Origin of the sequence: Paenibacillus sp. 32O-W, from assembly GCF_007679495.1 — a bacterium.
In the GTDB taxonomy this organism is placed as follows: Bacteria; Bacillota; Bacilli; order Paenibacillales; family NBRC-103111; genus Paenibacillus_L; species Paenibacillus_L residui.
In genome coordinates, this window is the sequence record NZ_VEGP01000001.1 from 55,189 (window position 1) to 67,240 (window position 12,052).

Annotated in this window: 13 protein-coding genes; 11 read left to right on the forward strand and 2 right to left on the reverse strand. The window is 52.6% G+C overall.

The window, feature by feature from the left end:
• Positions 1-56: 56 nt before the first annotated feature.
• The 9 genes from FS806_RS00230 to FS806_RS00270 all read left to right on the forward strand — a co-directional run bounded on the left by FS806_RS00230 (position 57) and on the right by FS806_RS00270 (position 8,210).
• Complete coding sequence (locus FS806_RS00230) at positions 57-1,049, forward strand: phosphotriesterase family protein (RefSeq protein WP_144931974.1); 993 nt, start codon at positions 57-59, stop codon at positions 1,047-1,049.
• Positions 1,050-1,061: 12 nt separating this feature from the next.
• Positions 1,062-1,808, forward strand: a complete 747-nt coding sequence (locus FS806_RS00235) for a creatininase family protein (protein ID WP_144931976.1) — start codon at positions 1,062-1,064, stop codon at positions 1,806-1,808.
• 6 nt (positions 1,809-1,814) lie between these two features.
• The gene (locus tag FS806_RS00240; protein WP_144931978.1) at positions 1,815-2,549 is read left to right on the forward strand and encodes an SIS domain-containing protein; all 735 of its coding nucleotides are present in this window, start codon (positions 1,815-1,817) and stop codon (positions 2,547-2,549) included.
• Between the two features lie 49 nt (positions 2,550-2,598).
• The gene (locus FS806_RS00245) at positions 2,599-2,868 is read left to right on the forward strand and encodes an HPr family phosphocarrier protein (protein ID WP_144931980.1); all 270 of its coding nucleotides are present in this window, start codon (positions 2,599-2,601) and stop codon (positions 2,866-2,868) included.
• Positions 2,868-4,610, forward strand: coding sequence for a phosphoenolpyruvate--protein phosphotransferase (ptsP, locus tag FS806_RS00250; protein ID WP_144931982.1), 1,743 nt, complete (start codon positions 2,868-2,870; stop codon positions 4,608-4,610). The genes FS806_RS00245 and ptsP overlap by 1 nt, the downstream gene beginning before the upstream one ends.
• A gap of 98 nt (positions 4,611-4,708) precedes the next feature.
• The gene (locus tag FS806_RS00255) at positions 4,709-5,185 is read left to right on the forward strand and encodes a hypothetical protein (protein WP_222126562.1); all 477 of its coding nucleotides are present in this window, start codon (positions 4,709-4,711) and stop codon (positions 5,183-5,185) included.
• A 443-nt stretch (positions 5,186-5,628) separates the two neighbouring features.
• The gene (locus FS806_RS00260) at positions 5,629-6,405 is read left to right on the forward strand and encodes an ABC transporter permease (protein ID WP_144931986.1); all 777 of its coding nucleotides are present in this window, start codon (positions 5,629-5,631) and stop codon (positions 6,403-6,405) included.
• Positions 6,402-7,193, forward strand: a complete 792-nt coding sequence (locus FS806_RS00265) for an ABC transporter permease (protein WP_144931988.1) — start codon at positions 6,402-6,404, stop codon at positions 7,191-7,193. Before FS806_RS00260 ends, FS806_RS00265 begins: the two co-directional genes overlap by 4 nt.
• A gap of 45 nt (positions 7,194-7,238) precedes the next feature.
• The gene (locus FS806_RS00270) at positions 7,239-8,210 is read left to right on the forward strand and encodes an ABC transporter ATP-binding protein (protein ID WP_144931990.1); all 972 of its coding nucleotides are present in this window, start codon (positions 7,239-7,241) and stop codon (positions 8,208-8,210) included.
• Positions 8,211-8,349: 139 nt separating this feature from the next.
• On the opposite strand, the gene FS806_RS00275 is transcribed toward FS806_RS00270, so the two are convergent.
• On the reverse strand, positions 8,350-9,396 hold the full coding sequence (locus tag FS806_RS00275) for a spore coat protein (RefSeq protein ID WP_144931992.1): 1,047 nt from the start codon (positions 9,394-9,396) through the stop codon (positions 8,350-8,352).
• Between the two features lie 248 nt (positions 9,397-9,644).
• On the opposite strand from FS806_RS00275, the gene FS806_RS00280 reads away from it, so the two are divergent.
• Both FS806_RS00280 and FS806_RS25555 read left to right on the forward strand, forming a co-directional pair.
• Positions 9,645-10,859 (forward strand): MFS transporter, encoded by a 1,215-nt coding sequence (locus FS806_RS00280; RefSeq protein ID WP_144931994.1) that lies wholly within the window; start codon positions 9,645-9,647, stop codon positions 10,857-10,859.
• A 235-nt stretch (positions 10,860-11,094) separates the two neighbouring features.
• Complete coding sequence (locus FS806_RS25555) at positions 11,095-11,247, forward strand: hypothetical protein (protein ID WP_222126563.1); 153 nt, start codon at positions 11,095-11,097, stop codon at positions 11,245-11,247.
• Positions 11,248-11,390: 143 nt separating this feature from the next.
• Here FS806_RS25555 and FS806_RS00285 read toward each other — a convergent pair whose 3' ends face one another.
• Positions 11,391-12,026 carry an O-methyltransferase gene (locus FS806_RS00285; protein WP_144931996.1) on the reverse strand — a complete coding sequence of 212 codons (636 nt, stop codon included), beginning with the start codon at positions 12,024-12,026 and terminating at the stop codon, positions 11,391-11,393.
• Positions 12,027-12,052: the final 26 nt, after the last annotated feature.

Below are 12,052 nucleotides of genomic sequence, written 5' to 3' on the forward strand. Positions count from 1 at the left end.
ACTTAAAGTTTCCTATGTGATAAACATTACAGGATAGGACAGGAGGAGCATACAGGATGAGTTTTATACGTACGCTTGATGCAGATATTTCCAAAGAGCAATTAGGGTTCACTTATTCCCACGAGCATATCGTCTGCCGTCCGGCCCATTGGTCGGAACGCGGCGTGGATGACCTGCTGCTGGACGATCCGGAGAAGTCTAAGCTGGACGTCCTCGATTTCAAAAAGCATGGCGGCCAGGCGATCGTAGACGCCACCGCTATCGATTACGGCCGTGATGTTCCCGCCGTATACCGGATCATGCAGGAGACGGGCGTCCGGATTATCGGCACCGCCGGTTTCAACAAAAGCTTTCTGTGGGATGCCAAAGTGAAAGAAGAGCTTAAGCCGCTTATAGGCGACTATGAGACTTATTACGAATGGATAGAAGCGAAGAGCATTAACGAACTGGCGGATTTCGTCATTAGGGAAGTTGAGGAAGGCCTCGAAGGAACTCCGTTCAAGGCCGGCCAGGTCAAGTTCGGCACCGGCTACAACCGGATTACGCCGCTTGAGAAGAAGACGCTTCGGGCCGTCGCCCGCGCCCATCATGAAACGAAGGCGCCGATTCACTCCCATACCGAAGTCGGCACGATGGGGCTGGAGCAGATCGAGCTGCTGCGCAGCGAGAACATCGACATTAGCTTCCTGAGCCTCGGACATATGGATCGCAATCCCGACCCGTATTATCATGAACAAATTGCGAGAACCGGAGCCTACCTCTCCTTCGACGGAATCGCCAAAATCAAATATGCGCCTGAAAGCACGCGAATTCAGCTTATTCTGGAGCTTGTCCGCAAAGGCTACGAGAACCAGATTCTGATCAGCGGCGATACGGCTCGCAAAACCTACTACAAGCATTACGATCATGGTCTCGGGCTGGAATATATTATTGCCAAGTGGGTTCCGCGATTTATCGACGAGGCGAACCGGGCCGGCTTCGACGGCCATCAATTGATTGAGAAATTTTTCGTGACGAATCCGGCAAATTGCTTCGCTTTCAAGCTGTAAGGAGACAGAATAATGAACTTTCAAGAAGAGAATGCATTTGAGATTGCCGCTAAAATTGAACAAAGGCCGTGCGCCATCCTGCCCATCGGGGCCGTGGAGGCTCACGGCCCCCACCTCCCCCTGGGTACGGACAATTTCCTGGCGGAGCGTCTGGCCCGGCGCCTGGCGGAGCGAACGGACAGCTTCGTCCTGCCCACTCTTCCTTATGGACAAGTATGGAGCCTGCAGAACTTCCCGGGCAGCATCAACGTCTCCAACGAGGCGCTGATCCAAATGCTGTATGACATCGGAGAAAGTCTTGTCCGCCAGGGCTTTCGCATCTTCGTGATGCTGAACGGGCACCTCGGCAACGCTCCCGCTCTGAAGGATGCAGCCCGTCTGCTCTACCGGGATTATCCGGAATTGAAAGTGTACTATTTCTTCTACCCCGGCTCCAAGGAAGCGATCGAGAAGGTACGGGAAACCCCGTCCTCCCATGCTTCCTATTTCCATGCTTGCGAGCTGGAAACCTCCTACATGCTATATTTGGCGGGGGAATATGTAGATATGACAAAAGCTATTAACGACATCCCGACGATCGATCTGGAGGCCGACTGTACCCCGACCCCCTGGGAGGAATTTACCTCAACCGCGGTGCTGGGAGATGCCACGCTGGCCACGAAGGAGAAGGGCGAGCAAATTATCGAAACGACCCTGCGAACGATGACTACGATGATTGAGAATGCCAAAAAACGAATACTATCCGGAAAGGAGCAATGATGCCGGATGCTTCAAACTTATTTTAATCATCTTCATGAAATGCTGAACAAAATTGAGAGCCGGCAGTCCGAGACGATCTCCCAAGCCGCCCGGAAGACGGCGGAAGCCATTATGAACGGCGGAATTATCCACCTCTTCGGCTGCGGGCATTCGCATATTTTGACGGAGGAAGTTTTCTACCGGGCCGGCGGGCTTGTTCCAATCCGCCCTATTTTCATCGAGAAGCTGATGCTTCACGAAGGGGCGGTCCGTTCCTCGGAGCTGGAAAGACAGAATGGGCTGGCTGAAACCTTCATGCATGATCAGGACATTCGTCCGGGCGAGGTGATGTTCGTCCTCTCTACTTCGGGACGGAACCCGGTTCCGGTCGATGTTGCCCAAATCGCCAAGGCCAAAGGCGCCTTCACGATCGGCATAACTTCTCTGGACTATTCCGGAAGCCAGCCTTCGCGGCATTCCAGCGGCAAGCATTTGTACAACTCCGTGGATCTGGTCATTGACAATTACGCGGTCAAAGGAGACGCCGTCCTTACCCATCCGGACGTACCGATTCCTTTCACTCCGACCTCCACGGTGATAGGCGCTGCCATTCTTAATGCTATTCTGGCGCAAGCCATCGCTTTCATGGCTGAACAGGGGTATGAGCCTCCCGTATTTTTAAGCGGCAACATTGATGGTGCCGATGATCATAACAACGCTCTGATCGAGCGTTACCGGGAAAGAATTTCTCTTCTTTCCTGATTCCCTACCCTTATAAAATAGAGACGGTTCACCGATAGGAGGAGATTACATGGTAGCGAGACAACTGACCATACAGAATGAACAAGGATTTCACGTGCGTCCCGCACAGCTTTTCGTAGATAAAGCGAATGAATATCAAGCGACGATCAAAATCAAGAATGCCGCCGGCGAAGAAGCCGATGCCAAGAGCATGCTGGAGCTGATGACCTTAGGTCTTGTCAAAGGGTCACAGATTACGCTCGAAGCTGAAGGTCCCGATCAGCAGGAGGCCGTTGACGGGTTGGCGGAGCTGATCGAGAGCAAGTTTGGTGAAGAATAATGGCGGAACAGTTAATCCAGGGCATCGGTGTCTCGGATGGAATACGAATCGCAAAAGCGTTCGTGCTGCGGGAACAGACGGAACCGGCGAGCATTCGCGAGGAGATTGCCGCGGAAGAGGTGGAGGCCGAGCTTGAACGGCTGAACCGGGCCAAAGAACAGAGCGAGGCCGAGCTGACGGAGCTGGCGGAGCAAGCCAAGCAGACGCTTGGCGAGCAGCAGGCCGGCATTCTCGTCGGCCAGGCGCGGATGCTGTCCGACCCGGCCTATTATCCGCAGATCGAGAAACGGGTGCGGGAGGAGCTCCTCAGCGCCGAGCAGGCCGTCAGTGCGGTGACGGAGCATTTCGCCGGGCGGTTCGAGCGAATGGACAACGAATACATGCAGGAGCGAGCCGCCGACATTCGCGATTTGGGCAAGCGGCTGCTGTCGCAGCTATTGGGAGGTAAGCGCGCCGGACTCGCCGATTTGCGTGAGGAAGTCATCGTCGTTGCCGACGATCTGGCGCCTTCCGATACGGTCCAGCTCGACAAGAGGTATGTACAAGCGCTGGTTACAAGAATGGGCGGGAAGACCTCCCATACGTCCATTCTGGCCCGTTCGCTTGGCATAGCCGCCGTTGTCGGAGCGGGAGAAGCCGTTCGCGAGATCGCCGACGGAGAGCTGCTGATCGTCGACGGCAGCCGGGGGCTCTGCATCCGGCATGCGGAGCCGGAGACGATCGAAGCGTACCGCCGGCGCCAAAGCAGCGAACAGAGCGAGCTGAGCGCGCTGGAACGGTTCCGTTCCCTGCCGGCCGAGACGAAGGACGGAGTCCGTGTGGAGGTGGCCGCGAATATCGGAACCGTTCAGGAAGCGGCTATCGCCGCGGAGCAGAACGCGGAAGGCATCGGCTTGTACCGGACCGAGTTCCTGTACATGAATTCGAACCGGCTGCCGGACGAGGATGCGCAATTCGCGGCTTACCGGGAAGTGGCGGAACGGATGAACGGCCGTCCGGTCGTCATCCGCACGATGGATATCGGCGGAGATAAGGAGCTTCCTTATCTGAATTTGCCGAAGGAAGCGAATCCCTTCCTCGGTTATCGCGCCATCCGCATCGGTCTTGATCGGAAGGAGCTGCTGCATACCCAGCTGCGGGCTCTGCTCAGGGCCAGCCAATACGGAAACATTAAGATCATGTTTCCCATGATATCCAGCCTGGAGGAATGGCGGCAAGCCAAGGCGCTCTACGAACAGGCGCGCCGGGAATTGGTACAGGAAGGAGTCTCCGTTTCCGATTCGGTCGAGGTCGGAATAATGGTCGAAATCCCTTCCGCCGCCCTCCTCGCCGGCTCGTTCGCGAAAGAGGTCGACTTCTTCAGCATCGGGACGAACGATCTCGTTCAGTATACGCTGGCTGTAGACCGGATGAACGAGAAGGTTTCCTATCTGTACGATTACTTCCATCCTGCCGTTCTGCTGCTGATCCGGCAGGTCATCGAAGCCGCCCATCGCGAGGGCAAATGGGCGGGCATGTGCGGCGGGATGGCCGGGGATCCCCTGGCCGCTCCGCTGCTCATCGGGCTCGGTCTCGACGAATGGAGCATGGATGCAGGCTCGATCGTCAAGGTTAAACAGGCTATCTCCAGGCTGGACAGCCGGGATTGCCGCACCTTGACCGACCGCCTGCTGCAACTGGCTACGACCGAGGAGGTTCGGCAGGAGCTGCTCCGATACACGGAGAGCCAGCCGGATGCCTGATTTTCAGCATTAACCTGCGCTTGAGAACATCCTTTAAGAACCAATTGCCCGCGCTGCGGCGCGGATTTTCGGCCCGCATGCTTCCGTCTTGATGAAGCATGCGGGCTTTTTTGCTACTGCTATCGAAACAAATCAAAAATATTAACGTAATAGTCATTATCCGGGTTTATAAGGAACTAATGGGATCGGAGGAGAATGAGATGGCTGTTGTCGTTTTGCATAAACCGAGCGGAGAGCGTTATCTGTTGTTAGGGACCGGGTTTGGCGCTTATAAAGCGGCCCGGCCGAGCTTGTTCGGAGGCAACCTGTTTCCGCATGAGGAAGCCGGGGAAATTCCCGCTGCCGCCGTTTGCGATGAGCTTGGGAACATTCACTGGTTTTATACGGAGGAGCTTCAGGTGCTGGAAATTGACGGAATAGAGGTCGGCCGCCTGTACGGAAAACTGAAGTCCTTAAGCAGCAAAAAGGCTTCGGACACAATTCCCGCAGAAATGGAGCTTTGCCCGGCCTGCAGGACAAGGGTTAAGATAACGGATAAAGAATGTCCGTCATGCGGTCTGACCTTGATCGGTTAACAATTACCTCCAGGAATCCGTCCGATGAAGCGGATGATTATCTCCCCCAAAAAAACATTGTCAGCCCCCCCTTCTTTTGATATAATAATGGCCGTTCTCACTTTTTTTATCTACGCATATATACCGCGCATCGCATAAGGGCATGCTCCGCCCCGAAGATGCAAGAAGCCTCTTGGTAAGACTCAATCATCAACAACAAGTTTCCGCTTTAAATAACCAGTCTTCATTTCCTCTTGATATTTTCACAACAAATAGTGCAACTCCTTTCTTGCTTTCCGCTGGAACGGCTTTGGCTTGCGCTCTTTTTTGCTGCGCCCTTCTTCCTCTATTTCATCTTCGGAAGCCAGGCTTTTCGCATCTACACAGTCCCCATCCCATCCGGGATAACAACGGCTATTAGCCGGGACAAGCAAGAAAGCAAAACCAATGAACAGGAGGTCCACATGCTGTTCCACGTATTGGCCCGCAAAGCCTATGCACGCAATTTGCAATATCGCGGCTCTCATGCCCTGAATACGTTTGCCAGCGCCATCTTTGGCTTTATCTATGTTTCGATCTGGGTCGGGATAGGAGAGAATCAGAATCTGGGCGAATACGGAATTTCCGGTATGATCAGCTATATCGCCTTCAATCAAACGATTCTGTCTCTGACCGTTTTTGTCACCAACGGACTGGGGTTGGAAGCAAGTGTAAGAAGCGGCCAGATTTCCATTGACATGATGAGGCCCGTCCATCTCTTCTACATGATGATGTCGCGGGAATGGGGACAAATCGGCTATCATCTCGTTTACAAAGCATTCCCCGTCTACCTGGCTTACACCGTCCTGCTTTCCATGCAGTTACCGGACCGGTTCGTTACCTGGTTGTTGACCGCCGCGGCCGTTGCATTCGCCGCCTACATATCTATCTGCATCCAATATCTAATCGGAGTTTGCGCCTTATGGACAACGGAATCCCGCTGGTTCTCCTGGGTGAATTATGCTCTCTCCACTCTATTGTCGGGTTTCCTTATTCCGATCGAATGGCTTCCCGGTTGGCTGAAAGCCATCAGCCGTTACTCCTTCTATCCTTATTTGCAGTATTATCCTGCCCGTATCTATCTGGAATACGATAATGGCATCGTTCTGCTCGGATCGATTCTTTGGTGCGCAGGGCTGACCGCGATTTGTCTTAGTGCGACCGCCATCGTCCGGCGCAAATTGGAGGTGCAGGGAGGATGAGCATGCTCAAGCTGTACGGGATACTAATCCGGGCCAGCATTCGAAGCCGGATGCAGTACAAATTCAATTTTATCTTCTCCTCGCTGATGGCCGCTTTCATTAATGTCGTGGAATTTTTGCTGGTCGCCATCCTGCTGGACAAATTCGGAAATATCAAGGGCTGGAGCTTATATGAGGTCGGATATTTGTATTCCGTCCTTATCCTCTCCAAGTCCATTTACCGGAGCCTGGCTTCCGATGTGCACCATATCGAGCGTTATCTTGTCAGCGGAGAGATGGATCAGCTGCTGATCCGCCCGATCCCCATTCTGCTCGCGTTAATGACCCAGAACTTTACGATCTTGCTGGGAGAATTTTTGCAGGGGATCATTATTCTGGTTATCTCCATGCAAGGATTATTCGCCGCCGGTCAAATAACTGTGGCGTCCATCCCTCTGACCGTTCTTATCATTTTAAGCGGGGCGGTTGTCTTGTTTACGATCGGTCTGGTCTCGGCCACTATGGGCTTCTGGATTACCCGTGTCCGGGATTTACAGAATATTACGGAAGATGCCTCGCATGCGGCCGCCCGCTATCCGCTTCTGATCTACCCGAAGTGGCTGCAGCTCCTCCTGGTCTCGATTCTGCCGGTCGGGCTGGTCAACTATATCCCCTCCTTGTATATTCTTCGGGGACAATACGGGCTGTGGGTGCTTGTACTGACGACTGCTCTGGCTGCATTCGCTCTATGGCTCGGTCTCCGCTTCTGGCGAATGGGACTGTCCAAATATCAGAGTACCGGCAATTAAATCAGGGCTGCTCCGTACAAAAACCGACATGAAAGGAGTTCAATAATGATCGAGGTTGAGCGAATCAGTAAAAGCTTCAAAATTCCGGTCGTTAAAGAAGGACGATTCCAAGGCATACGCAGTCTGTTATCTCGGGAGTCTACCGAAAAGTTCGCCGTGAAGGATATTAGCTTTCGGGTGAACAGAGGGGAATTTGTCGGATATATCGGTCCGAACGGGGCGGGGAAATCTACGACGATCAAAATGCTCACGGGCATTCTTCATCCCTCCGCCGGGGAAGTGCGGATTTTCGGCCTTAGTCCGCAAAAGCACCGCAGGGAAGTCGTCCGCCACCTGGGAGTCGTCTTCGGACAGCGGACCCAGTTGTGGTGGGATCTTCCGGTGAAGGACTCGTTTGAAATTTTGGCGGCAATGTATAAGCTGGATCATCGGATCAAGGAAGCCCGGCTTGCCCAGTTAAGCGAGATCCTCCAGTTGGATGAATTTATCTCCACCCCCGTCCGCAAGCTGTCCCTTGGACAAAGAATGCGGGCCGATCTGGCGGCCTCCATGCTTCATGACCCGGACATCTTGTTCCTGGATGAGCCGACCATCGGACTCGATGTAGTTGCGAAACGCAATATAAGGGAATTTCTGGCGAAAATTAATCGGGAGCTGAACAAAACGATTCTGCTGACGACCCACGATATGGACGATATTGAACAGCTCTGCCAGCGGGTTATCGTGATCAATCACGGAACCCTCGCTTATAACGGAAGCATTCAGGAGCTCCGGGACCGAATCGGGCTTCCTACAATCATTAAAGTAAGCTATCGGCAATCCTTCGCCGAGGAGGGCTCCACCGCCGATCTGCCCTTTACGATCCTTGAGCGTGAGGAATCGGCGCTTACCATACAATGCAACAGACAGGAAACGACCGCAATGGAGGTCCTTCGGATTCTTAACCAGTGGGGAGAAGTGGACGATGTACATATGGAGGAGCCGGATTTCGAGGATGTTATCCATAGGGTTTATTAGAAGGCAGGCTAGAAAACGGTCGTGACCCGGCAAATTTGCTTCTCCTCCCCCTTCCCTCCCCCTGTTCTAAAGCAAAAGCTCCCTCATATCGCATCGGCGAAGAGGGAGCTTTTATTATGATTTTACCGTACCTTGACAACTAAAACTGGTGTCCTGCGGAATCCTCCGTTTCGGAGGAGCTTGCTGAAGAAACGGAGCTCATCCCGGAACCGTTATGCTGCGCTGCCGAAGACATTCCGCCTCCAGCCATAGAAGCCCCGGCCGCGGATGAGGAAGATGGAGAGGATCCGGCCCCCGTAGAAGAGCCGGACGTCACTGCAGACCCTCCCGAATTTGCGGCTCCCGATGTCATCGAAGTCCCCGCCCCAGACGTTCCGGATGCCAAGGAGGAGTAACCCTGTCCCGATGCAGAGCCGGAGGACAGCCTTGCCGGAGAGCCTGCGGAAGTCATCGCTAAGGAGCCCGCTCCGCCGCCATGATTTGCTCCGTATCCGCTCATGACCGGGCCCGAATATGTCGTGCCTGTCTGACTTGAGGAGGCATACGGAGAGGAATGCGTCATGCCAGGCCGATTGGAAGCCGGATATGAGCCGTATGCGCCGGATATGGAGCTTCCAGCAGGATTGCCGGCATACCCTCCCATTTCCATCGGCTTATAGCTGTGGAGGAATGTTTTGGCCGTATGATCATTCATGGTCGGTACTTGATATTGTCCCTGCTCGTTCATGAACAAGAAGACCTCATAAGCCTGATTCGAGCAGGTCACTGCCCCATCCATCAGCATTTGCCGCAGGTTAGGATCCGCACATTCCAGAGATGCCGCCATATGTGATTTGGCCGACTGCTTATGAAAGGACAGCATCGCAAATAAAATTTGCTTATCGTTAAGACGCCCATGCATTTGCGGAATTTGCGGAATGGGCTGATGCAGCCCGTATTTGATCTGCTGCGGGGAAGACGGGGGCATGCCATAAGCCTGGGGTCCGCCCTGCGCGGCAGAGTAATCATGTGTGTATGCGACTAACTGATCGTAGTGACGAATCGCCGTGTTCAGATGTGCCTGGAGCATCTGCCGGAGCCGCTGATCTTCGCATTGCTCCGCATACATCGAGAAATGATTAATGAGATTAACCTTTTCATTCAACATTTCATGAGCTTCCATCGTTTCATGTGCGCCAAAAGGCATGGCCATGCACTCCTTTTCGAGGGATATTTGTCCAGAGCTTACTATTCCCCCAAAATTCCCTGCCCATTCCGTACTCTCTGAGGCCAAATGACGGAATGAGCTCCCCTCTTTGTGGAATAGAGCTCGCGAGGTGTGCAATCCCTCTTTATTCCTCCTTCATTCCCGGCACGTTAGCGCTTCGTATCTTTTTTGCTTTTTGATATAATAATATTTTACTGAAGGAATGGACAGAAAAGAGGCGAGCTACTTTGGAACGATGGCGGATTAACTTGCTTGTCCTGTGGTTCGGACAGTTTTTCGTTATGGGGGGAATGACGATGATCATTCCTTTTTTGCCTCTTTACCTTCAAGAGATGGGAATGTCGGATCCGAGCCACCTTTCACTGTGGGCGGGAATGATCTTTGCTGCGAATTTTGTAACCTCCTTTATTTTTCAGCCGATTTGGGGCGGTTTGGCGGACCGTTATGGTAGAAAAATGATGCTGCTCCGCTCCGGATTTGGAATGGCTATTGTCATGGTACTGATGGGCTTTGCGCAGGACGCCTGGCATCTGCTGCTGCTGAGAATGCTGAACGGAACAATTTCGGGATTTGTCCCTGCGGCGATTTCTCTGGTTTCGGCGAACACGCCGAAGGAAAGAATCGGGTTCGCTATGGGAATGGTTCAGTCGGGCGGGATGGCGGGTACTATTCTTGGACCGCTGCTCGGCGGATTATTGGCATCGACGATGGGTTATCGACCGATTTTTTATCTGACCGGGGTGATGCTCTTTATCGCCTCCCTGCTGGCCGCATTTCTTGTGAAAGAAGACTTTAACAAAGAAGAAGCCAAGGTTCAGCCGAAGGTATCCGTATTCGCCGGACTTAGACAGTTGGGGAAAATTCCCCAGCTTCCCGCGCTCTTCTGTGTAACCTTCCTGATCCAGTTCGCGCTGCTCGGGCCGATGCCCCAAATGCCTTTATATGTTCAGGAATTGTACGGACGACCCGAAATGCTGGCATTTATGGCCGGATTGGTTGGCTCGGTCAATGGATTTTCCAACATGATCTCCTCCCCTATTCTTGGACGTTGGGGAGACCGGTTGGGCTCCGAGAAAATATTGGGAGTCTGTCTTATCGGCTCTGCGATCGCCTGTATTCCGCAGGCTCTGGTAACGAATGTATGGCAGCTTCTGATTTCGCGGTTTTTCCTCGGAATTTTCATGGGCGGATTGCTTCCTTCCGTTAACGCCATTATCCGCCAATATACTCCTGACGGCATGGAAAGCCGCGCTTACAGCTTCAACACAAGCACGTTAAGTCTGGGCAATCTGATCGGGCCGATTACCGGCGGAATTCTGACGGCCACGATCACTATTCGCGGACTGTTTATCGTCTCTGCCGTACTTCTGCTGCTAAATGTGCTTTGGGTCAAGAAAACCCTCTTCCGTAAAACGGCCTCCGCCGATAAGGACGCAGGCTGACCATTATCCTGCATTTGTAAATCATCACCCCACCGAGGCTGTTTCCTTCGGAGGGGTATTTTTTTGCCCAATGCGATCGTCTAGTTAACTGAAACAGGAAAATTTTGACGATTTTGTGACAAAAGATGGATTTTGTAAAGATTATCAACTTTTTTAAAAAATAAATGAAACGAAATCGATTTTAAAATGGTCTATGTAAGTAGGAATGTTAATCAGGGTTTAGAGAGGGGAACGCATGATGAAAATTAACATAAAGAAAATGCTCGTGACCTTTCTTTGTGCGGAGCTGTTGTTGTTTTATATCGGCCTGATTCAGCCGCAATCCGTCCAGGAAAGCAGCTTCCATGAAATGAACGCCCAGAAGATCAAGCCGGCCCTGCAGCCTTAGACAGAAAGAAAATCAGTACAGGGATGTAAGGGGATTCATCATTAAGAGAGGCGGATCTCGATTCTCAGTAAAACAAAGCCGCTTCCTAAGTATGCGGATAGAGATGAAGCGGCTTCCTACTTTAAAATTGTCTGCACAAGCCTCTATTTGACCCGGGCTATGGCCAAGCCGTCATAAGCGGGCAAGAGCACTCCTTCCAGCCGTTCATCCGAGGTTATTCTTTCGTTAAATTGTCTCATTTTGACGACCGAATTTCCTTGTTTTTCGGGATTAACCGTTTTTCCCCGCATGAAAGTGTTGTCTCCTACGATGATCGCGCCCGGGTTGGCCAATTTTATGGCCCAGTCCAGATAGGCAGGGTAATTTCCTTTGTCCGCATCAATGAAGAAAAAGTCGAAGGTTCTCCCCTCCACAGCGAGTGCCTCCAGAGAAATCAGCGCCTCTCCTATGCGGTATTCCACCTTATCCCCTAAACCGGCTTCCTCCATATGATACCGGGCCAATTCCGCATACTCGGGCTTCAGCTCCAGAGAAACCAGCTGCCCACCATCTCCCAAACCGCGCGCCAGACATATTCCGCTGTATCCTCCCAATGCTCCGATTTCAAGAATTTGTTGGGCTCCGCTTATTCTCACCAGTATCGTAAGCAGCTTGCCATACCCCGGTGCAATGGAGACTTCCGGCATATCCTTCTTGCGAATTCTCTCGAGCACCCTTTCCAGATCCGGGTCCGGCCCAAGCAGAGACTCCGCATATTTTTCTTCATCCAAAGCACTCATATTCTGTCATCCTCCTTGTCCCTCGA

Excerpts from the sequence above, each read along its gene's own strand:
- FS806_RS00230 (WP_144931974.1), top strand. The coding sequence starts at position 57 with ATGAGTTTTATACGTACGCTTGATGCAGATATTTCCAAAGAGCAATTA.
- FS806_RS00235 (WP_144931976.1), top strand. The coding sequence starts at position 1,062 with ATGAACTTTCAAGAAGAGAATGCATTTGAGATTGCCGCTAAAATTGAA.
- FS806_RS00240 (WP_144931978.1), top strand. The coding sequence starts at position 1,815 with ATGCTTCAAACTTATTTTAATCATCTTCATGAAATGCTGAACAAAATT.
- FS806_RS00245 (WP_144931980.1), top strand. The coding sequence starts at position 2,599 with ATGGTAGCGAGACAACTGACCATACAGAATGAACAAGGATTTCACGTG.
- ptsP (WP_144931982.1), top strand. The coding sequence starts at position 2,868 with ATGGCGGAACAGTTAATCCAGGGCATCGGTGTCTCGGATGGAATACGA.
- FS806_RS00255 (WP_222126562.1), top strand. The coding sequence starts at position 4,709 with ATGCGGGCTTTTTTGCTACTGCTATCGAAACAAATCAAAAATATTAAC.
- FS806_RS00260 (WP_144931986.1), top strand. The coding sequence starts at position 5,629 with ATGCTGTTCCACGTATTGGCCCGCAAAGCCTATGCACGCAATTTGCAA.
- FS806_RS00265 (WP_144931988.1), top strand. The coding sequence starts at position 6,402 with ATGAGCATGCTCAAGCTGTACGGGATACTAATCCGGGCCAGCATTCGA.
- FS806_RS00270 (WP_144931990.1), top strand. The coding sequence starts at position 7,239 with ATGATCGAGGTTGAGCGAATCAGTAAAAGCTTCAAAATTCCGGTCGTT.
- FS806_RS00275 (WP_144931992.1), bottom strand. The coding sequence starts at position 9,396 with ATGCCTTTTGGCGCACATGAAACGATGGAAGCTCATGAAATGTTGAAT.
- FS806_RS25555 (WP_222126563.1), top strand. The coding sequence starts at position 11,095 with ATGATGAAAATTAACATAAAGAAAATGCTCGTGACCTTTCTTTGTGCG.
- FS806_RS00285 (WP_144931996.1), bottom strand. The coding sequence starts at position 12,026 with ATGAGTGCTTTGGATGAAGAAAAATATGCGGAGTCTCTGCTTGGGCCG.